Below are 23,748 nucleotides of genomic sequence, written 5' to 3' on the forward strand. Positions count from 1 at the left end.
GGTGAACGGGCTGATCGGGGCGGGTCGTTTCATGAACCGCGGCGCAGCAGGCTCAACACGAACAGGCTGCTGGCCGCCACCACGATGGACGGGCCCACCGGCGTGTCCGCGTACCAGCTGACGGTCAGGCCGGCTATCACCGCCACGGTGCCGAACAGGCTGGCCACCAGCGCCATCTGGGCCGGAGTATGGGTCAGCCGGCGGGCACTGGCGGCGGGGATCACCAGCAATGACGTGATCAGCAACACGCCCACGGTGCGAATGGCACCGGCAATCAGTAACGCCAGCAGCAGCATCAGCAACAGCCGGGTGCGTTGCACCGCCACGCCTTCCACCTGGGCCAGTTCCTCGCTGACGGTGATGCTCAGCAGGGCTCGCCAGCGCCACAGCACCATCACCAGGATCAGCAGCGCCCCGCTCCACAGGGCCACGGCATCGTGCCAGCCGACGGCCAGCAGATCGCCGAACAGGTAGGCAAACAGGTCCACCTGAATGCCCTGTTGCAGGCTGATGGCAATGACCCCCAGGGCCAGGGTGGTATGGGCAACGATGCCCAGCAGGGTGTCGCTGGCCAGCTGGCGCTGGCGTTGCAGGCCGGTGAGCACCGCCGCCAGCCCCAGGCATACCGCCACCACGGCCAGGTAAATGTTGATGCCGGCGGCCAGCCCCAGGGCGGCGCCCAACAGGGCGCCGTGGGCCAGGGTGTCGCCGAAGAAGGCCATCCGGCGCCAGACCACAAAGGCGCCCATGGGGCCGGCCACCAGCGCCACGGCCAGGCCGGCCAGCAGGGGGGGCAGCAGCAGTTCAATCATGGTTGCAGGGGCCTTCGTGGTGGTGATGGGCGTTACCGTGCAGATCATGGTCGTGATCATGATCATGGGTATAGAGCGCCAGGTTGGGGGTGCCGGCACCGGGGCCGAACAGCTCGTGGTAGGCCGGGTCGCGGCTCACCGATTCCGGCGTACCCGAGCAGCACACATGGCGTTGCAGGCAGATCACCTCGTCGGTGGCGGCCATCACCAGATGCAGATCGTGGGACACCAGCAGAATGGCGCAGCCGAGTTCGTCGCGGACCTCGCGCAGCAGCCCGTAGAGGGCGTTCTGGCCAGCCACATCGACCCCCTGGGCAGGTTCGTCCAGCACCAGCAGGTCCGGCTTGCGCAGCAGCGCCCGGGCCAGCAGCACGCGCTGCATCTCGCCACCGGACAGTCGCTGCACGGCGCGCCGGCGCAGGTGGGCCACGCCGGCCCGTTGCAGGGCTTCACGGCGGGCGGCGGTGGGGCCGGAGGCCGCCAGCCACAGGAAACGGTCCACGGTCAGCGGCAGGCTGTCATCGATCTTGATCTGCTGGGGCATGTAGCCCACCCGCAACCCCTTGCGACGGCTAATGGTGCCGGTATCCGCCGGAATCAGGCCCAGCACCAGCCGCGCCAGGGTGCTCTTGCCGGCGCCGTTGGGCCCGATCAGGGTAGTGATGCGCCCCGCTGTCAGTGTCAGGCTGACATCGGACAGCACCGGGTTGCCACCCAGGCTCACGGACACCGATTTCACACTGACCAGCGGTTCTGACATGGGATAACCCCTGAAAATCAAAGGGGCAATGATATACTGCCGCCTTCACGGGTTCACGGGGTGCGAGATGCGTGCACTGATTTTTTCCGCTCTGCTGCTGGTCGGTTCGGCCGCATGGAGCCAGACCATGGTTGCCAGTGTGGAGCCGCTGGCCAAGCTGTTGCGCAGCCTTTACGGGCCGTCGGTGACGGTGCAGACCCTGCTTGAGGCCAACCAGAATCCCCATCATCTGGCCCTGTCGCCGCGCCAGGCATTGATGGTGCAGCAGGCGGATCTGGTGGTGTGGCTGGGCAGCCAGGCGGACCCGGCCCTGGTGCCCCTGATCGCCCGCCGTTCCGGCCATTCTCTGGCGCTGCTGTCGTTGCCCGGCGTGGCGCGATTGCAGGGCCATGGCCATGACGAACAGGCGCACGGCGAGCACGCGGACGACGATCATGATGCCACCCTCAACCCGCACCTGTGGCTGTCGCCGCGCAACATGACACTGCTGGCCACCGCCCTGGCCGAGCAATACCCGGACGGCCTGGCCGAGGGGCAACCCGCAGCCTTTGACGCGGCGCTTGCCGAGCATCAGGCCCGCTGGCAGCAAGCCCTGGAGCCCTGGGCCAGCACTGCCTGGCTCACCTATCACCATCCCTGGGGGTATCTCACTGGCCCGCTGGGGCTGGCGGAGCCGGTGGTGGTCACCCGGCAGCTGGGCGCCGGGCCGGGCAGCCAGCGATTCGTGGCGCTGGCCGGGCAAATCGAAAAGGAAAAGATCCGCTGCGCCATTGTCGAGCCGGAAGCGCGTCAATCACTGCTGAAGAAACTCTGTAGCGACTGCCGCATGACGCCGCTGGACCCGCTGGGCCGCGGTGACACGCCGGCCACCTACGTGCCCTGGCTGGACACCCTGGTGGACGGCTTCCGGCAATGTCTCAGTGGTGAGGACGCCTGAGCGGCCACTGATTACATGCCGCGGATGGGCATGGATGTGGGCGGCGGCGCCTTGGGGACATCGTTGTCGGCGGGCAGCGGCGGCGGGGTCACCGACTCGGCCTGGCGCTGGCGATTGATGTCATTGGCGCCGTTGTCCGGGTAGCGGTTGTCCTTGCTGATGGCATTGAGCCCCTTGCGCTCGTCACTGGTATCCAGTTCCACCGGTGATTGCAGGTAGAACGAATCCATTTCCTTGCCATCCAGGGTTGGTGCCGAGGGCTTTTTCTTCGGCTGGGGCGCTTCGCTGTCCGGTGGCGCATTGTCCGGAAGTTGTTCTGCGCTCCACGCCAGTAACGGGGTGAGCAGCAACGCCATTATTATTGGTTTCATGAGGTCATCATAGCGCCGCCGGCGGTGCCAGGGAATGTGTCCGGCTGGGTCAATCGCCCGGTGGCGGTCAGCCAGCCATTGAGACAGTGCCCGAAACAGGTATGCTGGTCCGCTTGACTGGTGAGGAACGTGGATGGCGCGGGACGCTGACATACAACCCCTGGCGATGGCCGGCTGGGATTTATCCTGGCTGCTGCGCCGTGGCCGCCACGGTGAGTACGGGTCCCTGGAGCGGGTGCTGGATGAAACCTGCGACCGTGGTTTCAACGCCCTGCGTATCGATCCCTGCCCGCACCTGATCGCCACCCCGGAAAACGGTATCCACATCGACCGCTGCGAACTGATTACCGACAGCGGTGAGCTGGTGGAAGTGCGCATTCGTGAAGCGCTGCAATCGTTGCTGACCTCCGCCCGGGAGCGTGGCCTGAAACTCTGGTTCAGCAGCCGTTTCATTAACGACAGCCGGGCCCGCCGTTCCTTTGTGCGCCGGCCCTCGGATTTTGTCGCGGTATGGAGCGAAACCCTGGGGCTGGTCAAGCAATGGGGTTACCTGAAAGACGTGGCCGGGGTGGATTTCTGTTACCAGTTCCCCGCCCAACCCTATGCCCATGGCGTGGCCCGGCGCGTGTTTCGCCGTTCCCCGGAAAAACCGCTGCCGCGGCGCTGGTCCGAGCGCGCCGGCGAACAAGTGGAAACCTATCTGGTGGAAGTGCCGCGGGCGCTCAAGGCGCTGTTTCCGTCTGTACAGTTCGGCCTGAGTACCACCACCGTGCTCAGCGAGGCACTGCGTCAGCTGGATACCAGTGAACTGGATTTTCTCGATTTCAGCCTGTGGCTGGACGATGACCCGCGCTATCGGCTGGCCAGTGGCGAGTCGGTGCCCATGCCCGGGTTGTTGTCACGCCTTAGCGGGCCGGTCAAACATCTGCTGCTGGAGGCCGGTGGCAGCCACTGGCAGCGGCGCCTGGAAGAGCAGCTGCAGCGGCGCATGGCCTTTACCCGGCTGCGTCGTCTGCAGCCGGTGATTGGTGGCGGCTACGTGCAGGTGCCGGCGGACCTGCGGCGCATGCCACCGGGCTGGGGCGACCTGCATGAAATGATGGTGGTCAACGCCACCACCCAGGGGGTGCAGATGATGACGCCGGCCTCGGCGGCCTGCCCGGAATACCCCTGGTTGTGGCAGGAGCAGGATTACCTGGCGCACCTCAACAACATGATTCTGGCTGGCGCCTAGTCCGCTCCAGTAGCCTGCTGGAGCGCCTCAATGCGCTGGCGGAAAATCCGTGCAAACTCCTCCGGGTCCTTGCTGCCCTGCCCTTCGCTGTGTGACGACACCGGCCCGGCCAGCCGTGACAGCCAGAATCGCAGCGCCGCCACCGCCAGTGCCAGGCTCAGACGCTCCGGGTCATGGCGCCCTCCCTGTTGCCGGTAACCGCTCAGCAGGGCCTGTTGCCGTTCCGGCATGGGCTGGCCGCTGTCCGGGTCCACGCACCAGTCGTTCAGGGTAACGGCCAGATCGTACTCCGGGCAGTCCAGGCAGGCGTTGTAGAAATCCAGCAGGGCACTGATGCGCCCGTCCTGCCACAGCACGTTGTCGCGGAACAGGTCACCGTGGATCAGGGTATGGCCGGCTGGAATCGCCTGCCAGCGAGCCAGCAGTGCCGTCGCCAGGGCGCGCTCGTGTTCCGGCAGCGCCGGCAGTTGCCCGGCCAGCTGCGCCAGCCGCTGGCGCTCGGTGGGCAGGGCCGGCAGTGATTGGCAGTCACAGGCATGCAGCCGCGCCAGCCAGCCACCGATCTGTTGGCATTGCTCGGCATCCACGGAAAATTCATGGTGGCCGGGCAGGCGCGGCATGACGATGGCCGGCTTGCCGGCCACGGTGATCAGCGGTTGCCGGCCATCGTGGGTGAGCGGTGCCGGCACCGGCAGCTGCTGGCTGTCCAGTGCCAGCAGCAGGGCCAGGTAGGGGTGCAGCTGCTCGGCGCTGAGCTGTTCGAACAGGGTCATCACCAGCGCCCGGGGCCGGCCGCCGCTGTCGCGAGCGTCAATCAGGAAGGTGCTGTTTTCGATACCATGGCTGGCGGCCCGGTGCTGCTCAAGTGTCAGGCCGTAGGGGTGGAGGGCGTCGTTCAGTTGCTCGGCGCTCAGCGGTGTGTAGACAGACATGGACGTGGCTCGATTGCACAAAAAGGGGCGCTCGGGGCGGACCGGGCATACCGCTCAATGGTATAACACTTTCTCGCAACAATTTTGTTCCAACAATAACAACAGGAAGAGCACCATGCGTTATCTGATTCTTGTGGGGTTGCTGATCAGCCCGTCCCTGTGGGCGGATTCCATTGCGCATTATCAGGACCGTCGCAACGCCTACGTGGGCGGTTCACTGATGGCCATGAAGCTGGAGTATGACGATGGCGCTGTGAATCCGGCCGGCGTCAATGTTCGTCTGGGCGGTATGCTTGATGAGCACTGGGGCGTGGAATTGCGGGCCGGTGTTGGCCCTTCCCCGGATACCTGGCGCGGCAATAACGGCCGCAAAGTGGACTACACCCTTGATCATGTGGGGGCGCTTCTGCTGACCGGCCGCTTGCCCTTCCAGTCACCGGTCGCCTTGCCCCGGATAGACAGTCTTTTTGTGCAGGGGTTTGCCGGTTTGGCCGACACCAAGGTCAAGACAGATCGCCGTTACTGTAATGCTGGTGTTTGTCGCTCCGATGTGGAACGCAACGATGACACCACTTTTGCCTGGGGCGTGGGTGCGGGGTTGCGTACCGAATACAATATCGGCCTGACCTTGCAGTATATGCATTACACCACCCGGGAATATATCGATATTACCAGCGTGGAAGGTGGCCTGGAGTGGTATTTCTGAACGAGGACACAGCATGATCTTTGCCCGTATCGAGCGCATGGCCGTGCGCACTCTGATGGCCCTGCCGGACCGGCTGCTGCATGGCATGGCGGCGGCGGTGGAAAGCCACAGCCGCCCGCAACTGGATGGCCGCATGCGTTTGCTGATGGCGCTTAGCGGGGCCCGCCCGGCGCTTAACACGCTGTCCGTGGCCGGCGCCAGAAGCGCCTACGGGGAGATGATCGATCTGCTGGATGTGCCGCGTCAGAAGGTGCGCAAGGTGAGTGACCACCGGGTGCCGGTGGCCGACGGCAATATCCTGGTGCGCACCTATCGCCCGGCCGGCGCCGGTACCCCGGCCCCGGCCATTATGTTCTTCCATGGCGGCGGGTTTACCGTGGGCGGCGTGCGTGAATACGACCGACTGTGCCGCTTTATTGCCAACCGTACCGGCGCGGTGGTGGCCAGTGTGGATTACCGTCTGGCGCCGGAGCACCCGTCTCCGTTGCCCGCCGATGACAGTCTGGCGGCCTGGCGCTGGTTGTGTGACAACGCCGAGAGCCTGGGTCTGGACAGCAAGCGCCTGGCGGTGATGGGCGACAGCGCCGGCGGCAATCTCAGTGCCGTGGTCTGCCAGCAGGCCGCCGCCCGGGGGCTTGCGATACCGGCCTTGCAGGTGCTGATTTACCCGACAACCGACGGTGCACTGGACCATGAATCAGTGCAGACACTGGGCGAGGGCTTCGGTCTGGACCGGGCCCTGCTGACCTGGTTCCGCAGCCACTTTCTGCCGGATCTGGCGCTGATCGAGGACTATCGGGTCTCGCCACTGCGCAACCCGGAACTGGCCGACCTGCCCCCGGCCATCCTGGTCACCGCCACCGACCCGCTGCGTGATGAGGGGCTGGAATACGGTGAAAAACTGCGGGCCGCGGGCATTCCCGTGATGGCGCTGGATTACCCGCAGCTGGTACACGGCTTTGTCACCATGGGCGGCGCCATTCCCGCCGCCCGCCGGGCGGTGCTGGAGATCTGCGAGAAAACCGCGGCGCTGCTTTAGTCGCCCGCCAGGCCCTGGAATTCCCCCACGAACTGGTTGTAAAACTGCCGTGCGGTCCGTCCGGAGCGCACGCCCTTTTCCATGGAAAAGCGCCGCGCCCGTACGTGCAGGTATTCCCGGTCGCTCACCGGCCCGAACAGGTGATCGACAATGGCGAAGTACTGGGCTTCATCAATAGGGTAAAAACTCAGGCCCAGGCCAAAGCGGTCGGACAGGGAGATACGCTCTTCCACCGCATCACCGTGATGCAGCTCCCGGTTTACCACGCGGGTTTGTTCGTTGTCCTTCATGTATTCCGGCACCAGGTGGCGACGGTTGCTGGTGGCATAGATGCGCACGTTTTCCGGCGGCAGCTCCAGTGACCCTTCCAGTACGGTTTTCAGGTGCTTGTACTGGTTTTCGCCATCCTCGAAGGACAGGTCGTCGCAATAAACGATAAAGCGCTGGCTGCGTTCGCGAATGTCATCGACGATCTCCGGCAGGTCCACCAGGTCATCCTTGTCCACCTCGATCACGCGCAGGCCACGGGGTGCGTACTCATTCAGCAGCGCCTTGACGATGGAGGATTTGCCGGTGCCGCGGCTGCCCCACAGCAGCACGTGGTTGCATGGCTGGCCGGCCAGAAAGCGCTCGGTGTTCTGGATCAGTTTGCCTTTCTGGGTGTCGATACCCAGCAGGTCATCCAGACGCACCGGGTCCGGGTGACGCACCGGGCGAAGGGTCCGCGAACGGCTGCGCCAGATGGCCGCCGCCGTGGATCGCCAGTCGATTTCGTGCATGAAAACGCCTCACAACAAAAAGTGGCAGTGCGGCGATGGTAGCGCAGCCGTGACGCTTGCGGTAACAATGAGGTACCGTCTTTAGCGGTTTTAATATCGATGCTGTTAGGGAGAACCTTCATGAAGCCTGTCGTTGCCTTGCTGGCACTGGGGTTGCCGCTGATGCTGGCCGCCTGTAGCAACCACCATCCGGTGTCACCGGCGTTGCCGGATAACGCCAGCAGCTGTCCGGACCGGGACCAGGATGACAATCAGAACCAACAGGTCTGCACCCAGGAATATCGCCCGGTAATGGGCTATGACGAAAATGGCGGCATCCTCGGTGATTTCCCCAACGCCTGTACCGCCTGCACCGATGACCGGGTGGAATATACCGTGCCCTCCAAGCTGCCGATGAAGAACCTGCGCCCGGATACCGAAGCGCCTGCCCGCCCGGCGCCGGCCACCAGCGTCGACTAAGCCCCGTCAGAATTGCGCCCCGGCCAGCCGGGGCGTTATGCCGCTGCTCGCGTTGCCGGGCCCGGGCCACCCGCCTGCTGTTTCCTGAAAACCCCTATATATCAATGTATTAGCCATTTTCGGTGGCGGATCATTATTTGTTCATAAATAAGTATTTCATTTATGAACTATATATTGCTAGACTGAATTTCGAAATGAACCAGATTCAGGTGAGCCATGGACCGCTTCTCCGCCACGGAAAAACGCATCAATCGTACCTGCCAGCGCCACCCGGCCTTTCCCCGCGAATCCGCCAAGCTGGTGCGGCTGATCAAGGCGCTGGGCGCCGGGGTCCATGGCGCCGCCAACGCGGCCCTGCGTGAGTACGGCCTTAACCACACCGACTACAACGTGCTGATGATGCTCTACGGCAGCGACGACGGTGTCATCACCCCCACCGAGCTGCGTGATGCGGCGGCGGAAAAATCCGCCAATGTCACCCGTGTGTGCAATGCCCTGTGCGAGCGCGGCTGGATCCAGCGGGTGCCGGACGGCCAGGACCGGCGCAAGGTCATGCTGTCGCTGACCGCCGAGGGCGAGGCCCTGATCGAACGCTTTCTGCCGTCCATGGCCGGGCTGCTGGATTTCTACGCCGGTATCTACAACGACGAGGAAATGGCCACCCTGGAGCGGCTGCTCAAGCGGCTGCTGGCCCGGGTGGAAACCCTGGAACAGGCGCCGTGAAAGCCGCGCTCCAACAGCACGCGGCAGTGCTCAGGGAGGCCGGGCTGGACTGGCTGTTTGTGGCGAAAACCCTGCTCGCCATGTTTGTCACCGTGTGGCTGGCCATGCGCATGGACCTGCAACAGCCGGCCACCGCCATGATGACCGTGGCGATTCTCAGCCATCCGCACAGTGGCATGGTGTTGGCCAAGGGGTTTTACCGGGCCCTGGGAACCCTGGTGGGCTGCCTGGCGGCGGTGGTGCTGGTGAGCCTGTTTCCCCAACAGCGCTTGCTGTTGCTGGCCGGCATGGCGCTGTGGATCGGCCTGTGCGCCGGTGGCGCGGCGTTTTACCGTAATTTCATGTCCTACGGCTTTGTGCTGGCGGGCTACACCGTGGGCATTGTGGTGCTGCCGGTGGTCAACCAGCCGCAGCTGCTGTTCGAGTCCGCCATGATGCGCGGCAGCGAGGTGCTGCTGGGCATTGTGGTGGTGGGCATCATCAGTGATGTGCTGTTCCCCCAGCGGCTGGGCACGGTGCTGCGCCAGAGTGTGGCCAGCCAGTTCAGTGGGTTCATGGGTTTCGTCAGCGGCAGTCTTGGTGGCGTGCTTGATCGCAGCCAGCTGGAAAAGGCGCACATGCGCTTTGTGGCCGACACCGTGCAACTGGAGAACCTGCGTGCCTCGGTGGTGTTTGAAGATAGCGGCATCCGTGTGCACAGCCCGCGCCTGCAGCGGCTCAACCAGCACTTCATGGCCGTGTCCACCAGCTACCAGTCGCTGCACCATTTGATGAACCGCTTGCAGGGTGAGGCCGGTCGGCCAGTGCGTGACCATCTGATGGGCCTGTGCGACAGGCTGGCTCGGGCCATTGGCGAACACACCGGCAGCGATGCCGGGCAGGTGGCCGCGCTGGAGGCTCGCCTGGCGGCGCTGCGCCCGGAGCTGGGCCAGGCCGTGACGCGCCTGCGTCAGCGCCTGGCCGGCGAGGATCGCGCCACGCGGCTGGATTTCGATACCGGCGCCGAGCTGCTGGAGCGCGTCACCCTGGAGCTGCACGATTACGTGGCGGCCTTCGCGGTGCTCACCGGGCATCGCCGTCCGCCGCTGTTGCAGCGCCACGAGCAGGTGGTATTCAGCGCCGGCAATGATGCCCTGGGGGCGGTGTTGTCCGGGGTGCGGGTGGCCACCGTGCTGCTGATCATGGGGGTGTTCTGGATTGTCAGCGCCTGGCCCCACGGCGGCACCGCCATGTTGCTGACGGCGATTTTCAGTGGCCTGTTCGCCAGCGCACCCAACCCGGGGGCCATCGTGCGCAATATCACCGGCGGTTTTGCGGTGGGCATGTCGCTGGCGTTTGTCTGCCTGTTCTTCGTGCTTAATCGCATGGACGGTTTCGGCCTGATGGTGGCCGGCATCGTGCCCTTTCTGTTGCCGGGCCTGTACCTGATGGCGCGCCCCTGGCGGCCAGGGCTGGGCATGGGCTGGGTGCTGGGCTTTACCTACATTCTCAATCTGCACAACGGCATGAGCTTCGACCCGGTGTATTTCATCAACGAGGCCCTGTCGCAAATGGCCGGTGTGCTGGTGGTGGGCGTGATGTTCAGCCTGTTTGGCAATGCCTCCAGCAACCAGTGGTTGCGCGAGCGTTTGCTGGGGCGGTTGCGCGAGCAGGTGGTGCGCGCCGCCACGGCGCCGCTGGCCGGGCTCAAGGCCCGTTTCGAAAGTGCCAGCCGTGACCTGATGATGCAGATGGTGGTGCATGGCGGGGCCGGCGACCGGCGCTTTCTCGGCTGGGCGCTGGCCGTTAATGAAACCGGCCGGGCGCTGATCGAAGTGCGCGAACGCCTGGCTACCCTGCCCGCCCCGCAGCCCGACGTGGAGGCGGCGGTGCAGGCGCTGGCGCGGCTCTACCAGGCGCCCAGTGACAGCCGTTATCGGCTGGCCGTGCAGCGGCTGTCGTGGGCCCTGGACGCGTGTCATGACAGGTACGTGCTGGCCCAGCTGCACCTGCTGCGCCTGGCGTTACTGGATCGAAATTCGGTGCTGGCGGATTGCGTCGCCAGCGACGTTGTTGTGTTGCCGGAGGTGTCTCTTGCCCCGTGAAATTGCCGTACTGGATGCCCTGATGCCCAGTCTGCTGCTGGTGTTTTTGCTTAGCCTGTTGCTGCAGTGGGGGCTGGACTGGCTGGTTGGCCGTTATGGTCTGTACCGCTATGTCTGGCACCCGCCGCTGTTCCGGTTGGCCCTGTTTGTCTGCTGCTTCGGTGGCCTTGGCCTGTTGGCCATGCAGTAACAGGGTGCTGAAAAACCTCAAAGAGGCTTTTTCAACACCCAGGTAACGGAGAGAAAAGCATGAACAAGGAATCGACCCTGCGTTTTGCCATCACCGGTGTGCTGGTGCTGGCCGCCGCCCTGCTGGCAGCGGCCCTGTGGCGTCATTACATGTATTCGCCCTGGACCCGTGATGGCCGGGTGCGCGCCCAGGTGGTGAAGGTGGCGCCGGATGTCTCCGGGCTGGTCACCGAGGTGGCAGTGCAGGATAACCAGGCGGTGAAAAAGGGTGACCTGCTGTTCGTGATTGATCCGTCCCGCTACCGCAATGCGGTGGACCAGGCGCGCGCGGATCTGGATGCCGCTGAGGCGGCAGCCCGGGCCGCCGGTGCCGATATCGCGTCCGCCGAGGCCGGTACCCGCCGGGCGGCGGCGGAGTTGGACATGCGCCAGGCGGAGTCCGAGCGCCGCCAGCGCATGCAGGATGCCATCTCCCGCGAGGCGCGGGCCAATGCCCGCAGCAATGCGGCGGTGGCCAATGCCCAGCTACAAGCCGCCCGGGCCTCTCGGCAACGGGCCACGGCCAGCCAGCAACAGGCGCTGGCCACTCTGGAGCAGGCCCGCGCCGCCCTGCAACTGGCCGAGCTCAACCTGTCGCGCACCCGGGTGCGCGCCGCCCAGGATGGGTATGTCACCAACCTGGATATTTACCCCGGGGATTATGTGCAGGCCGGTGCCGCGCGCCTGGCCCTGATCGGCAGTGATTCGTTCTGGGTGTACGGTTATTTCGAGGAAACCAAACTGCCCGGCGTGCATGTGGGTGACAGGGTGGATATCCGCCTGATGAATGGCGTCAACGCCCATGGCCAGGTGCAGAGCATTGCCCGCGGTATCGCCGACCGGGACAACCCCACCGGCGCTGATCTGCTGGCGGATGTGAACCCCACCTTCAACTGGGTGCGACTGGCCCAGCGGGTGCCGGTGCGCGTGCGGATCGACAGCGATTCGTTGCCCGCGGGCACGGTGCTGGCCGCCGGCATGACCGCCACGGTGGTGCTGCGCTGATGCCCTGAAAATGGGCAGGCAGTATGATTTTGCATGCCGTCCGGCGGTGATTTCCCACCTGATAGCGGGCCATGGCTGCAATCTGCGACGTAAGTCCCAATCCTTGTTTGCAGGGCTCGCAGCGCCCTTTCATGCTGCAGAAAAAGGGTAAAGAGAAAGGTCATGTTGCCGGAAGAACTGAGACACAAACTGGCGTTCTATCAACGCCCCAGCTGGCGCCCCCGCAGCGGCCCGGCGGTGCCCGGTGCCCTGTCCAAATTCGGTGGCGCGCCCCTGTTGATGGAGGGCGAAAGCTGGCCCTGCTGTGGCCACTGTCACCAGCCCATGCAGCTGTTTGTGCAACTGGATTCCCGTGACCTGCCGGCGGCCGCCAGCCAGCCCTTCGGCGACGGTGTGCTGCAGGTGTTCTACTGCACCAACATGGATGAAGAGTGCGAGATCGTCGAGCAGTCCAACCTGCCGTTTTCCGAGGCCACCCTGTGCCGGGTGATCCCCCGCGAACACTGCCATGGCTTTGATGCCCTGCCGGCGGCGATCCCGGATGCCTTTATCGAGAAATCCCTGACCGGCTGGGATCGCCAGGTGGACTACCCCGGGCCGACCCAGCTGCCGACCCTGGCCGATGACGAGCTGGAATTGCTGGGCCGTTTTGGCGCCGCCCGCAGTGGTGACAAGCTGCTTGGCTGGCCGCTGGGCCAGCGTCCGGATGCCGGCCCGCCCTGCCCCTGCTGCGACCGGCCCATGCGCTTTGTGCTGCAGCTGGACTCACTCAGCACCCTGCCCTTCATGTTCGGCGACGACGGCTGCGCTCATATCTGCCAGTGCCCGCGCCACCCCCAGGTCGCCACCATTCTCTGGCAGAGTCGCTAATCCCCTACCCCTTGCCCCGTTCCCGGCGATAACGCTGCGGGGCCACGCCCATCACCCGCTTGAACAGCCGGGAAAAATAATAGGGATCGTCATAGCCCAGTTGCTGGGCAATATCGCCCAGCGTCAGGTCGGAAATATCCAGCAGATAACAGGCGCGGCTGACCTTCATGCGCTGGAACGCCTGCATCGGCGTCTGGCCGGTCTGGCGCTTGTATTCGCGGATAAAGTGATAGCGCGACAGCGCGCTGGTGGCGGCAGCCAGGGTATCCAGTGACAGGCGTTCGCTGATGCGGGTCTGCAGGTAGCTGTTTACCCGTGTCACATCCAGGCTGGCATGGCGCACCTGCTGGCGGTGGCGCATCAGTGCCGCATAGGCCAGCAGACTGCGCAGCAGGTTGGCAGCATAGACCAGGTGCTCGCTCTGGACCCCGGTGGCCGCCGCCAGCAGGGCCTGGAATTCTTCCGCCAGCCGTGAATGCACCCCCACCGTCACCCGCGCCGGGCCACCATGGCCGGCCAGCTCGGCGAAATAGCGGGGCACCTCTGCGCCGCCCAAATGCACCCAGTAGATGCTCCAGGGCTCACGGCCATCGGCCTGGTAGCGGTGTGACTCGCCGGCGGGAAACAGCAATAGATCACCGGCACTGACAGCCACCTCCCGGCCCTGCAGGGTGGCGCTGCCGCGCCCGGCCACGCAGTAGATCAGCAGGTCGTCCGCCGGCGCCTGGCGGGCCATACGGTGCCCCCGGGCGTGGGGGTAAAAGCCCACACCATGGGGCATGCAGCCACGGCACAGGGGGTGGTCGCTGATCTGGGTCAGCACCTGTGGCGGAATCAGGGTACGCTGGCCGGTTTCCGGCAGCGGCCAGCTGGAGGGTTCGGCGGGGCCATCGGCACGTAAGCTCATAAACCGCAATATAATCCATCCTGTTGCAAAAGTGACCATCTGCACCGGCGGCGGGCTGTGCTACAACTGCGACAATTGGAATCAATTGTGGAGAGCCCCATGGCCCGTCAACTGCCCCTGCTGATCAACGGCGAATTCGTCGCCAGCCAGACCGGAACCTGGATTCCGGTCACCAACCCGGCCACCCAGGAGGTGCTGTGCGAGGCACCGGCCGCCACCGGGCAGGAAATGGAGCAGGCCATCGCCGCCGCCAAGACCGCGTTCCAGAGCTGGAAGGAGGTGCCGGTGTCCGAGCGGGCCCGCTTGATTCTGCGCTACCAGGCGCTGCTCAAGGAACACCAGGACGACATCGCCGAAATCCTCAGCCAGGAAACCGGCAAGACCTTCGAGGATGCCAAGGGCGATGTCTGGCGCGGTATCGAAGTGGCCGAGCAGGCCGCCAATATTGCGTCCTTGATGATGGGCGAAACCGTGGAAAACGTGGCGCGCAGCATCGACAGCCACTCCTGGACCCAGCCGCTGGGCGTATGCGCCGGCATCACCCCGTTCAACTTCCCGGCCATGATCCCGCTGTGGATGTTCCCGCTGGCCATCGCCGCCGGTAACACCTTCGTGCTCAAGCCCTCCGAGCAGGACCCCATGACCCCCAACCGGCTGGCCGAGCTGTTCCTGGAAGCCGGCGCCGCGCCGGGTCTGTTGCAGGTGGTGCACGGTGGCAAGGAGCAGGTGGATACCCTGCTGACTCACCCGGATATCAAGGCGGTGTCCTTTGTCGGTTCCGTGCCGGTGGGCCAGCACGTTTACCGCACCGCCACCGAACACCTCAAGCGTGCCCAGTGTTTTGCCGGTGCCAAGAACCATATGGTGATCATGCCCGACGCCAACAAGGATCAGGTGATCAGCAGCCTGGTGGGCGCCTCCTGTGGAGCTGCCGGCCAGCGCTGCATGGCCATCAGCGTGGCGGTGTTCGTGGGCGATGCGAAGCAATGGATTGACGAGCTGAAAGAACAGTTCGCCGGCATCCGCCCGGGTGCCTGGAATGACCCGGATGCCGCCTATGGCCCGCAGATCAGCCCCCAGGCCAAACAGCGGGTGCTGACCCTGATCAAACAGGGCAAGGAGGAGGGCGCCACCTGCCTGCTGGATGGCTCCGACTGCACCGTGGACGGCCTGCCGGATGGCAACTGGGTCGGCCCGACCCTGTTCACCGATGTCACCCCGGACATGAGTATTTATCGCGAAGAAATCTTCGGCCCGGTGCTGTGCTGCGTGTGCGTGGATTCGCTGGACGAGGCGCTGGCGCTGGTCAACAGCAGCCCCTACGGCAACGGCACCTCCATCTTTACCGCCAGCGGCGCCGCCGCACGTAAATACCAGCACGAAGTGGAAGTGGGGCAGGTGGGTATCAATGTGCCCATTCCGGTGCCACTGCCGTTCTTCAGCTTCACCGGCTGGAAGGGCTCCTTCTACGGCGACCAGCACGCCTACGGCAAACAGGCGGTGCGCTTCTACACCGAGACCAAGACCGTCACCAGCCGCTGGTTCGATGCCGATATCCCGGCCAGCGGCCCGAACATGAGTATTCACCTGAAATGATTTTTCACCACAGAGGGCACAGAGACACAGAGATTTGCGTTTGATTTTTTGGAAAAGTGTTGGCAAATCCTATGGATTTTCGGTGTAACAATAGCGCTGAAAAACCTTGAAGGTTTTCCCTCTGTGCCTCTGTGGTAAAGCGTCTTTAAAGGGATAGGAAAGTGGATTTTTCTTTTACTGAAGAACAGCTGGCTTTTCGTGAAACGGCGCGGCAGTTTTCTGAAAAAGCGCTGGCGCCGTTTGCCGCCGAATGGGACGCGAAAAGTGTGTTTCCCAAGGCCGTCATCCGTGAAGCGGGCGAGCTGGGTTTCTGTTCCCTGTATTGCGATGAAGAGCATGGCGGCATGGGCCTCAGCCGGCTGGATGCGGCGCTGATCTTTGAGCAGTTGTCCCAGGGCTGCACGTCCACTACCGCCTTTATCACCATCCACAACATGGCCACCTGGATGCTCACCCGCTTCGGCAACGACGCCACCCGGGCGCGCTGGGCGCAGGCGTTGATGAGCGGCGAAAAACTGGCGTCCTACTGCCTGACCGAACCCGGCGCCGGCTCCGATGCGGCATCGCTGGCCACCACCGCCAAAAGAGATGGCGACGAGTACGTGCTGAACGGCGCCAAGGCGTTTATCTCCGGCGCCGGCGATACCGATGTGCTGGTGTTGATGGCGCGCACCGGCGGCGCGGGGGCCGGTGGCATTTCCTGCTTTGCGGTGCCGGCGGATACGCCGGGCATCAGCTACGGGCGCAACGAAGACAAGATGGGCTGGAAAAGCCAGCCCACCCGCGCGGTGATTCTGGAAGACGCCCGCATCCCCGCTGACTGCCTGATCGGTGAAGAAGGGCAGGGCTTCAGGATCGCCATGGCCGGCCTGGATGGCGGGCGCATCAACATCGCCAGCTGTTCCCTGGGCGCTGCCCAGGCAGCGCTCAAACAGGCCCAGCAATACGTGCAGGAGCGCAAGCAGTTCGGCCAGGCGATTGCCGATTTTCAAACCGTGCAATTCACCCTGGCGGACATGGCCACCGAGCTGGTAGCCGCACAACAAATGGTGCGCCTGGCGGCCTGGAAACTGGATCACAATCACAGCGACAAGAGCATGCTCTGCGCCATGGCCAAGCGACTGGCCACGGACCTGTGTTTCAACGTCTGCAACCAGGCGCTGCAACTGCACGGCGGCTATGGCTATATCCGTGAATACCCGCTGGAGCGTTACCTGCGCGATGCGCGGGTGCACCAGATCCTGGAAGGCACCAACGAAATCATGCGCGTGATCGTGGCGCGCAATGTTTTGAAGGACCTTTCCTTCCTTTGAACGTGCATACCGTAGGAGCCTGCCTGCAGGCGATCCGGTTGTGGTAGGTAAAAGTCTGACGTCGGAGGTCGGACGTCGGACGACAAAGCAATGTGTAACTGGGTTTAGCGTCTGACGTCCGACCTCAGACGTCCGACCCGTCTCTAAACGCACAACAATATCCGCTTGGAAAAGCGGCAGGGAGAGACAACCATGAAAATCGGATTCTTCGGCGTCGGTCACATGGGTGGCCCCATGGCCGCCAATCTGGTCAAGGCCGGCCATGAGGTGGTGGCCTTTGATCTGGTGCCAGCCTTGCTGGAAACCGCCGTCAAGGACGGCGCCAAAGCCGCCGCCAGTGCCGCCGAAGCGGTGCAGGGCGCCGAGGTGGTAATCAGCATGCTGCCGTCCGCCGGCGCCGTGCGAGGTCTCTATCTCGGTAATGACGGGGTGTTGGAATACATTGATCAAAGTGCCCTGATCATCGATTGCTCCACCATCGATGCGGATACCGCCCGTGAGGTGGCCGCCATCGCCAGAGAGCAGGGCAGGGCGATGATCGACGCGCCGGTTTCCGGCGGGGTTGGCGGCGCCAGGGCCGGCACACTCACCTTCATCTGTGGTGGTGACGAAGATGCCATCGACCGGGCCCGCCCGGTACTGGAGTGCATGGGTGCCCAGGTATTCCGGGCCGGCGACAACGGCGCCGGCCAGCTGGCGAAAATCTGCAACAACATGCTACTGGCCATCCACATGATCGGCACCGCCGAAGCCCTGCAGATGGGCGTCGACCATGGTCTCGATCCGGCGGTGCTCTCAGACATCATGAAAGCCAGCTCCGGCGACAACTGGTCGCTGGACAAGTACAACCCCTGGCCCGGCGTCATGGACAACGTGCCGTCCTCCAAGGACTACGAAGGCGGTTTCGCCGTCAAGCTGATGAACAAGGACCTGGGCCTGGCCCTGCAGGCCGCGCTCAGCACCCAGTCCGCCACCCCCATGGGCAACCTGGCCAAGAGCCTCTACGCCGCCCATGGCAACCATGGCTATGCCGAAAAGGATTTTTCCAGCATTCAGATATTTTTCCGTCATAAGGAGCCAAATTCCTCCCTGCCGCTAGGCTTTCAGCGACAATCCGGGTGAAATGCTGCCCATGATGACTCAGTTACGATTCCCGTTGCCGCCATGGCAGGCTTGAAGCGTCTGGCGGGCCTGCGCCCGGTGCCGGCGGACTGGTACTACCGGGGCGTGCTCACCGCTCGCAGCGGCGCAGCCGGGCATTTGCAGCTGCGCTACCTGGGCACCGCCGGTTTTGTGCTGAGCGATGCCCGGCGTACCGTCGTGCTTGACCCCTACCTGAGCCGGCCTGGTGCCATGCGCAGTCTGGCTGCCAGGCTGATTCCGGATACCGCACTGATCCGTCGGGTGATTCCCCATGCCGATGAGGTGCTGATCGGCCATGCTCACCATGATCATATTCTTGATGCACCGGACCTGTGTTTGCAGACCGGTGCCCGCCTTATCGGCTCGCGCTCAACCATGATGGTGGGGCATGCGGCGGGCCTGCCGGATCGACAGTTGCGGGAAACCGCCGGCAATGAAGATATCGCCTGTGGTGACTGGTCTGTGCATGGGCTGCCCTCACGGCATGGTCGCCTGATGGGGCGTATTCCCTTCCCAGGCGACATTACGGCGCCACCGCCCTGGCCGCCGCGGATGCGGCACCTGCGTCACGGACTGGTGCTGAACTGGATAGTACGCACCGGCGGTCTGACGGTGGCGCATATCGACAGCGCTGACTTTATCAACGAGCAACTGGATGGCCATCGGTGCGACGTATTGTGCCTGTGCGCCATCGGTCGCAAGGCGCGTCCGCATTATGTGCGCGATGCGGTGCAGCGCCTGCGCCCGCGCTGGGTGGTGCCCTGCCACTGGGACACCATGCTGACCCCGTTGCATGCCGAGCCGGACCAGATTCCAGGCGTTGATCTGCCCGGGTTCATGGAAGAAATTCGTCAGGCCGGGGCCGAGCCTTTACTCACGCCCATGCTGGGCGACTTGTATTTTCCCTGTCAGTACTGATCATCTCCTGGTTGCCATAGTCGATCCGGCTCATGCGGGTGGCAGGCACGCAGGGCGTATCGCCACCATCGGCCAGGCCGTGGCAGTGACAGGCATGTCGTGGCGTTATGTCAAAACCCCGGCAGAACCGCCGGGATGCGTGAGGGTAAGGGCTATAACGTGAGTTTCAACCCCTCTGCCGTCTGCATTGATGGTCAAGGGGGCGTCGCACTAGGGCGTCGTATCTGTGCTGCTGTCAGCCGCCAGGCGGTGTGGGGACGCCGAGGCGCCGCCGCCAACCTCATGCTGGTGCGTGGTCTGTGGCCCCTTCAGGGCACCATGAAAGAGCCACACGATAATGGCGCCCATAATGGGGAGCAGCCAGACAAGGGCCAGCTGTACCCCCTTTTGTGCATTACCATGATAAACGGACTTCCAGACTCTGATGGACGCCAGACAGGAAAGAATCAGATAAACCGTAATCAGGGCAATCATCATGGGCGAGCACTCCCTCCCGTTGTGGGCAGTCAGGGCCGGGGTTACTTTGAAACCACGCTTTCGTTAACCACCCATTCCCCATCCTTGCGGTGCATGCCCAATATGATCAGCGCCTCATTCTTTTCGTAGACGGCGCGCCACACAAAGCGCCGGCTCTGTGGCCGATCCTCATGCTGAAAGCCTTGCAACGAACCGAGAAAATGACGGGATTGGTAGGCACCCAGCTCGTCACGCATAAGTGCCACATCGTCAAGAAATGCTTTCTCGTCAAAACCTTCCAGCTCGGCAGGGTCAAAATGCTGGATGAACGAGGAATAATGACCGACTCGGTCGGCTTCCAGCATCTCGGTGAGGAATGTTTCAGCGGTTTCTATTTCGTCGGCGTCATGATTCATGGGTGTTCCTGTCTTCTGATGCGGCTGTCAGTGGAGCGGGTCGGGAAGCCGAATTCTTGATATGTAAAAAATGAAAGCTATGTTGGTATGGGATCTCTATGCTTTAGTGACGTTTTGCGTGCCCGAAGAAAATGTAGTGCTGCCAGGGCAACGGCAATAACGTTGATGTGCCAGTAATGAAAATTCTCGGGTGGGATTAAATAAAGGTGCCACGAACCCATAACGCCTTTCGTTGTGTAAGTAATGCCAGGATAGTGTGCAATAGTAAAAAATACACCTGAGTAAAACCGGAAGAAAACAAGGCCATTTGCCAAGGAAAAAATCTGGGGTAATTGGTAAAAAAGGCCCAGCATTTCCCCTTGGCCTTTGAGCGCCTTGAAAGCGACATAAAATCCAAGAATAAAAAAAGAAAGACCCAGTGAAAATGAAAAAATAAAGAAGGGGCCATGGTTAATGAATTTGTCATAATTGTTGATGAGTGCAGCTAGCCAAAGAGTAGACCCGGTGACGTAGTAAAGGCAAAGAAAAACATTCATGATTTAGTGATTGTTGAGGAAGCTATGAAAATAAAAAATCCCGGCGATTTTCTGAGAATGATGGACTTAATGACCATTAAATACTGCCTATCAATTCATTTTCTGACAATGGCGAATGTCTTACAAAGATTTTACCAAAATAGAATTGGTGAGCAGAGACATGATCGTGGCCGGAAAAGTTGGCGTCCGCTCTTGTCTTTTGCCATCTGAGGCAAGGGGGGGCGCTCCTGTTTGGTTTCCTGATTTTGATTTTAGGGATTTTTGGCCTTTGGCTTTCATCGCAGAGCATGCAAGATGTCAATTTAAGTGGGGGAACTACAAGTCCGATTGTCGCCACATTGTCATGTGCTTCTTACCTCGCCTTAATTGCGACAAACCAGCCCTCCTTATCATCTTCATTCGAGAGTGCTAGTTCAGGGATATAAAGAAGGTTTCCGTCATTGAAGGTAGCGACCAAGCCTATCTCTGAGCTCACTACACTCGTCAACTTGCTACGATCAAACTCTAACGTTATGCCCCTTGCTGAATATTCAATACTTGAGTCAGACAAAATTACTGTGACCTGAGAGGGCTCAAATTCACCAGATTTCTTCAGGATGATTTTCTTTAGTTTCTTCCTCAAAGCGCCCTCAGCGTTAAAAACAAGGTTTCCGCCGAGGAAGCTTCCAAGAACAAGCCCGATCGCTAACTTATTAATCGTGGGGCCAGTTGCAAATGCATAAACCAAAGCAGCCACTAGAGCCCAGTAAAAGGCACCCCACAACCGCCACTTTGCGACTGTATTAAGATCTCTGAGCCATAGTATTTGTGTTTCTACGGCTTCTTCAAGTGTCGATAAATATTTCAGCTTCATGTTCATCTGGCTACAGCGCCTTCAACATAACGTCGCAACAGTAGCGCGTCAGCGTCCGCTACGGGTTTGCCTTGTTATGTTGTTCTTCCAGCTTTTCCTCTAACATCATAATTTGTATGGTCAACGGTTCTGGCACCTTCGCCAATTCTTCTGTTACCGATGAAAGCATTTTCCTGTAATAAGCGATCTCTTTACGCGCCTCATCCAAGTTCCCCGCGGAGATGGCTTTGGAGATTTTCTCCGCTGACCTATCCAGCTCACTCGCAAGCCCAATACCAACTTTATAAGACATCAATCTTACGCCATCTCTAAATCCATCGGCAATTCCGTAAGCAGTTGATCCAAAAGAAATAACCGCAATCGACAATAGAAATAGTACTTTTCTTTCTGATGTTCGGAACAGGTAATCTAATACACAGCAGAAAATTAGTCCGGCGAGCATCCCTACAGAAAAAACTAGATGGTTTTGAGTTTCCGCTCTCTCAAGGAATGCGTAGGCTCCAATATCTGAATACCTAATATAAATCCCGAACGGCGCCCAAAAAAGACCGTCAATTTTGTCTATTACCAAATAGTAAGCCCTGCTGATTAAGTTAGGCCATAAAATGCCATTCGGTGCAAAGCATGCGTAAAGAGTCCCAAAAAAACTCATTACGCAGCCATAAACCAAAAACGGGGACTCTTCTGTTTTTAATCTAGGTTTCATTTTTTTACGTTTCACCGGAGTAACGCCCCGCTAAAGGACCGCATTGGAGGCGCAAGCGCCGGAACGAAGGTCCTTGCCACGCAGCGGCCTTTGAGCGGCTTGTTATGTGTATTAGCCCTTGCATAAATCAATAACATTCAGGGCTTCTTCTAAAGTTAGAATTTCACCCTCATTGCCTATAAATCTAGAAACAAGAATGCTCCCATGTGATTCCACATCAAACTCGATACGCTCTCCCGGCACAGCCAAATGAACTGTGACAGTACCGCTTCTGTAACGCCCTAAGGAGTAAAAGATCCGCTCAGAGTCCAAAACTTCCAGCAATTCATATAATACATGCATGACTCTTACTCACGCATACGCTTGCAGCATGGGCGGCCACGCAGTGGACGCCTAATGACTGCACTTGTTAGCTGTAATTTACCACTGAACTTGGACATTGCGAATTTCAATGCTGTTATATGCAGTTACAATGGCACTGCCAGAGTTGCCGGACGTGGTAATGCTTGAAATTTTATAATTGAACTTAGAACCAAGTTGCTCTTTGGCAAGTGACTTGGCCCTTTCAGCCGATTCGCCGTTCATTAACGCTGACATAAGACCGCCGAAAGCGGCCAATAGCACGACTGCGGCGATAAAAGCAGATTTCGGCTTTCCCACGTTGTAACCTGCCTGCGAAATCAATTCCAAGGATTGCACGCTGGAAAGTTGAAGGTAAACCCAGACTAGAAAAGCAACAAAAGCTATAGAGAATAAATATGTGCCTATTGTTGTTACTGGACTTAACTTGATCTGTGTTGCCAGCAGACCCAGGGGAGTGGTTATTGGTGTTGCCAATAAAACCCCGATAAAAGCTGTGGCAAAAAATACGCTAAGCCAGCGCACCGTTCTGGCTGTTTTTACACCGCCACGAATCAAGAAGATGCCCGCAATAATGGAGAAAATATTAAAGCTTGAGGAGTAGCTCATATTATTGGATATGCAGTAGGCCATAAAGCCGATATCCAAAATCCCTATTACGACAAGAATTATTCCTGCCTTTTTGAATGGGTTAATTCTCTCGTCCATGCATTTACTCTCGATTACAGCTAACGCTGAGGTAACCGGCGCCGGAGCGCCAGCAAAGGGAATCAAAAACGCCACGATTTTGGCGTCCGGTTGACCGACTAGTTAGCGAGTGCTCTCCTGAACATCAGGCTTCTCCCAAGCAAACACACTGATGCAATAATTCACCCCAGCAATGAAGTACTCTTTAATCTCTGGATTGTGACCACTGAGAAATCCACCCCTATGGCGCTCTTGTTCTAGCCAGCCTTGCCCGGCAATCTCGTACAACCACCCATTTGGGGTGGAACAGTCGGGCCAGTGCTCCAGCAGATCCCCTTCATCTAATACTCTGAAACCTGCCGGCGCATCGAAAGTAACGTCCAGCTTATCACCGTCAATCCGGACAGTGACCGTCAATAGCTCTACATCAAAATCTATGTTGATAATTTCGATGGATTCGCCCCCGGACAGAGGGTTTTCCAGAGCAATAACTTCCAACCGATTCTCCCGATCAATATCTCGCTAACGCAGAGCTTTGCAGTAATTTTGGAACCGCGAAGCGGTGGAAAGATTTTCCGACAACAGCAACTTGTTAAAAAACCAACGCCGGAGCTTTATTCGTCAACTTTTTCGAGCGAGGACTCCAAATAGCGCAACACATACGGAGGTTCCGCCGGCTCATGCAGGGGAAATTCATCACCATAGAAAGCGACATGACAATCCACGCAATCTAGGTCCTTGTTTCTCCATGTATGAACTACTACTCCTACCTCACCGATAGAAATGAGCCTCAACTTATCTCCTCGAGTAAATTGCATTGAAGCGCCCTGGCCCCTCAATTTTTAACGTTGCCAACAGGGGCGCCTGTTAAGGCGTCCCCGCTTGCTTGGCCTTGTATGATCGAAAAGACCTCATTTC

28 protein-coding genes are annotated in these 23,748 nt (G+C 60.6%); 14 read left to right on the plus strand and 14 right to left on the minus strand.

Features of this window, described 5'->3' with window-relative positions; translation table 11 throughout:
- Positions 1 to 29: 29 nt before the first annotated feature.
- Both znuB and znuC read right to left on the minus strand, forming a co-directional pair.
- A complete protein-coding gene (gene znuB, locus A11A3_RS13740) occupies positions 30 to 812 on the minus strand; it encodes a zinc ABC transporter permease subunit ZnuB (RefSeq protein ID WP_008929921.1) in 783 nt (260 codons plus the stop codon).
- Positions 805 to 1,572: a zinc ABC transporter ATP-binding protein ZnuC gene (gene znuC / locus A11A3_RS13745; RefSeq protein WP_008929922.1), complete on the minus strand. Its 768-nt coding sequence runs from the start codon at positions 1,570 to 1,572 to the stop codon at positions 805 to 807. Before znuC ends, znuB begins: the two co-directional genes overlap by 8 nt.
- 67 nt (positions 1,573 to 1,639) lie before the next feature.
- Here znuC and A11A3_RS13750 point away from each other — a divergent pair, with 67 nt between their 5' ends.
- Entirely contained in the window at positions 1,640 to 2,509 is an 870-nt protein-coding gene (locus tag A11A3_RS13750) for a metal ABC transporter solute-binding protein, Zn/Mn family (RefSeq protein WP_008929923.1), read from the plus strand.
- A gap of 11 nt (positions 2,510 to 2,520) precedes the next feature.
- Here A11A3_RS13750 and A11A3_RS13755 read toward each other — a convergent pair whose 3' ends face one another.
- Entirely contained in the window at positions 2,521 to 2,880 is a 360-nt protein-coding gene (locus A11A3_RS13755) for a hypothetical protein (RefSeq protein WP_157375717.1), read from the minus strand.
- Positions 2,881 to 3,013: 133 nt separating this feature from the next.
- On the opposite strand from A11A3_RS13755, the gene A11A3_RS13760 reads away from it, so the two are divergent.
- Positions 3,014 to 4,114 carry a cellulase-like family protein gene (locus A11A3_RS13760; protein ID WP_008929925.1) on the plus strand — a complete coding sequence of 367 codons (1,101 nt, stop codon included), beginning with the start codon at positions 3,014 to 3,016 and terminating at the stop codon, positions 4,112 to 4,114.
- Here A11A3_RS13760 and A11A3_RS13765 read toward each other — a convergent pair.
- Positions 4,111 to 5,046 (minus strand): homoserine kinase, encoded by a 936-nt coding sequence (locus A11A3_RS13765; RefSeq protein ID WP_008929926.1) that lies wholly within the window; start codon positions 5,044 to 5,046, stop codon positions 4,111 to 4,113. The two genes, A11A3_RS13760 and A11A3_RS13765, sit on opposite strands and share 4 nt — an antisense overlap.
- 115 nt (positions 5,047 to 5,161) lie before the next feature.
- On the opposite strand from A11A3_RS13765, the gene A11A3_RS13770 reads away from it, so the two are divergent.
- Both A11A3_RS13770 and A11A3_RS13775 read left to right on the plus strand, forming a co-directional pair.
- Positions 5,162 to 5,752 carry an outer membrane beta-barrel protein gene (locus A11A3_RS13770; RefSeq protein WP_008929927.1) on the plus strand — a complete coding sequence of 197 codons (591 nt, stop codon included), beginning with the start codon at positions 5,162 to 5,164 and terminating at the stop codon, positions 5,750 to 5,752.
- Positions 5,753 to 5,765: 13 nt separating this feature from the next.
- Positions 5,766 to 6,791 (plus strand): alpha/beta hydrolase, encoded by a 1,026-nt coding sequence (locus tag A11A3_RS13775; protein WP_008929928.1) that lies wholly within the window; start codon positions 5,766 to 5,768, stop codon positions 6,789 to 6,791.
- Here the strand turns inward: A11A3_RS13775 and A11A3_RS13780 are convergent.
- Positions 6,788 to 7,570 carry an ATP-binding protein gene (locus A11A3_RS13780; RefSeq protein WP_008929929.1) on the minus strand — a complete coding sequence of 261 codons (783 nt, stop codon included), beginning with the start codon at positions 7,568 to 7,570 and terminating at the stop codon, positions 6,788 to 6,790. The two genes, A11A3_RS13775 and A11A3_RS13780, sit on opposite strands and share 4 nt — an antisense overlap.
- Before the next feature lie 120 nt (positions 7,571 to 7,690).
- On the opposite strand from A11A3_RS13780, the gene A11A3_RS13785 reads away from it, so the two are divergent.
- The 6 genes from A11A3_RS13785 (at position 7,691) to A11A3_RS13810 (ending at position 12,939) form a co-directional block, all read left to right on the plus strand.
- Positions 7,691 to 8,029 (plus strand): hypothetical protein, encoded by a 339-nt coding sequence (locus A11A3_RS13785; RefSeq protein ID WP_008929930.1) that lies wholly within the window; start codon positions 7,691 to 7,693, stop codon positions 8,027 to 8,029.
- Between the two features lie 216 nt (positions 8,030 to 8,245).
- On the plus strand, positions 8,246 to 8,752 hold the full coding sequence (locus A11A3_RS13790) for a MarR family winged helix-turn-helix transcriptional regulator (protein WP_008929931.1): 507 nt from the start codon (positions 8,246 to 8,248) through the stop codon (positions 8,750 to 8,752).
- Complete coding sequence (locus A11A3_RS13795; protein WP_008929932.1) at positions 8,749 to 10,836, plus strand: FUSC family protein; 2,088 nt, start codon at positions 8,749 to 8,751, stop codon at positions 10,834 to 10,836. The genes A11A3_RS13790 and A11A3_RS13795 overlap by 4 nt, the downstream gene beginning before the upstream one ends.
- Positions 10,826 to 11,026, plus strand: a complete 201-nt coding sequence (locus tag A11A3_RS13800; protein WP_008929933.1) for a DUF1656 domain-containing protein — start codon at positions 10,826 to 10,828, stop codon at positions 11,024 to 11,026. Before A11A3_RS13795 ends, A11A3_RS13800 begins: the two co-directional genes overlap by 11 nt.
- A gap of 59 nt (positions 11,027 to 11,085) precedes the next feature.
- Positions 11,086 to 12,069, plus strand: coding sequence for an HlyD family secretion protein (locus A11A3_RS13805; RefSeq protein ID WP_008929934.1), 984 nt, complete (start codon positions 11,086 to 11,088; stop codon positions 12,067 to 12,069).
- A 162-nt stretch (positions 12,070 to 12,231) separates the two neighbouring features.
- On the plus strand, positions 12,232 to 12,939 hold the full coding sequence (locus A11A3_RS13810; protein ID WP_008929935.1) for a DUF1963 domain-containing protein: 708 nt from the start codon (positions 12,232 to 12,234) through the stop codon (positions 12,937 to 12,939).
- A 4-nt stretch (positions 12,940 to 12,943) separates the two neighbouring features.
- On the opposite strand, the gene A11A3_RS13815 is transcribed toward A11A3_RS13810, so the two are convergent.
- Positions 12,944 to 13,846, minus strand: coding sequence for an AraC family transcriptional regulator (locus A11A3_RS13815; protein WP_008929936.1), 903 nt, complete (start codon positions 13,844 to 13,846; stop codon positions 12,944 to 12,946).
- Positions 13,847 to 13,945: 99 nt separating this feature from the next.
- On the opposite strand from A11A3_RS13815, the gene A11A3_RS13820 reads away from it, so the two are divergent.
- The 4 genes from A11A3_RS13820 (at position 13,946) to A11A3_RS13835 (ending at position 18,816) form a co-directional block, all read left to right on the plus strand.
- Positions 13,946 to 15,442: a CoA-acylating methylmalonate-semialdehyde dehydrogenase gene (locus A11A3_RS13820; RefSeq protein WP_008929937.1), complete on the plus strand. Its 1,497-nt coding sequence runs from the start codon at positions 13,946 to 13,948 to the stop codon at positions 15,440 to 15,442.
- 161 nt (positions 15,443 to 15,603) lie between these two features.
- A complete protein-coding gene (locus A11A3_RS13825; protein ID WP_008929938.1) occupies positions 15,604 to 16,755 on the plus strand; it encodes an acyl-CoA dehydrogenase family protein in 1,152 nt (383 codons plus the stop codon).
- Between the two features lie 192 nt (positions 16,756 to 16,947).
- Positions 16,948 to 17,877, plus strand: coding sequence for a 3-hydroxyisobutyrate dehydrogenase (gene mmsB / locus A11A3_RS13830; protein ID WP_008929939.1), 930 nt, complete (start codon positions 16,948 to 16,950; stop codon positions 17,875 to 17,877).
- Between the two features lie 42 nt (positions 17,878 to 17,919).
- Positions 17,920 to 18,816 (plus strand): MBL fold metallo-hydrolase, encoded by an 897-nt coding sequence (locus A11A3_RS13835; protein WP_083851771.1) that lies wholly within the window; start codon positions 17,920 to 17,922, stop codon positions 18,814 to 18,816.
- A gap of 210 nt (positions 18,817 to 19,026) precedes the next feature.
- Here the strand turns inward: A11A3_RS13835 and A11A3_RS13840 are convergent, their stop codons facing one another.
- The 8 genes from A11A3_RS13840 to A11A3_RS13865 all read right to left on the minus strand — a co-directional run bounded on the left by A11A3_RS13840 (position 19,027) and on the right by A11A3_RS13865 (position 23,328).
- Positions 19,027 to 19,293, minus strand: coding sequence for a hypothetical protein (locus A11A3_RS13840; RefSeq protein ID WP_008929941.1), 267 nt, complete (start codon positions 19,291 to 19,293; stop codon positions 19,027 to 19,029).
- A gap of 41 nt (positions 19,294 to 19,334) precedes the next feature.
- Positions 19,335 to 19,688, minus strand: a complete 354-nt coding sequence (locus tag A11A3_RS13845; protein ID WP_008929942.1) for a hypothetical protein — start codon at positions 19,686 to 19,688, stop codon at positions 19,335 to 19,337.
- Positions 19,689 to 19,765: 77 nt separating this feature from the next.
- The gene (locus A11A3_RS17795) at positions 19,766 to 20,224 is read right to left on the minus strand and encodes a hypothetical protein (protein WP_157375719.1); all 459 of its coding nucleotides are present in this window, start codon (positions 20,222 to 20,224) and stop codon (positions 19,766 to 19,768) included.
- 352 nt (positions 20,225 to 20,576) lie between these two features.
- A complete protein-coding gene (locus A11A3_RS13850) occupies positions 20,577 to 21,083 on the minus strand; it encodes a hypothetical protein (RefSeq protein ID WP_008929943.1) in 507 nt (168 codons plus the stop codon).
- 52 nt (positions 21,084 to 21,135) lie between these two features.
- Complete coding sequence (locus A11A3_RS17800; RefSeq protein WP_157375721.1) at positions 21,136 to 21,798, minus strand: hypothetical protein; 663 nt, start codon at positions 21,796 to 21,798, stop codon at positions 21,136 to 21,138.
- Between the two features lie 96 nt (positions 21,799 to 21,894).
- Positions 21,895 to 22,125 carry a hypothetical protein gene (locus tag A11A3_RS17525; protein WP_083851772.1) on the minus strand — a complete coding sequence of 77 codons (231 nt, stop codon included), beginning with the start codon at positions 22,123 to 22,125 and terminating at the stop codon, positions 21,895 to 21,897.
- 78 nt (positions 22,126 to 22,203) lie between these two features.
- Positions 22,204 to 22,851: a hypothetical protein gene (locus A11A3_RS13860; RefSeq protein WP_008929945.1), complete on the minus strand. Its 648-nt coding sequence runs from the start codon at positions 22,849 to 22,851 to the stop codon at positions 22,204 to 22,206.
- Positions 22,852 to 22,953: 102 nt separating this feature from the next.
- Positions 22,954 to 23,328 carry a hypothetical protein gene (locus A11A3_RS13865; protein ID WP_008929946.1) on the minus strand — a complete coding sequence of 125 codons (375 nt, stop codon included), beginning with the start codon at positions 23,326 to 23,328 and terminating at the stop codon, positions 22,954 to 22,956.
- Positions 23,329 to 23,748 lie beyond the last annotated feature (420 nt).

It is taken from the genome of Alcanivorax hongdengensis A-11-3, assembly GCF_000300995.1.
Classification (GTDB): domain Bacteria; phylum Pseudomonadota; class Gammaproteobacteria; order Pseudomonadales; family Alcanivoracaceae; genus Alcanivorax; species Alcanivorax hongdengensis.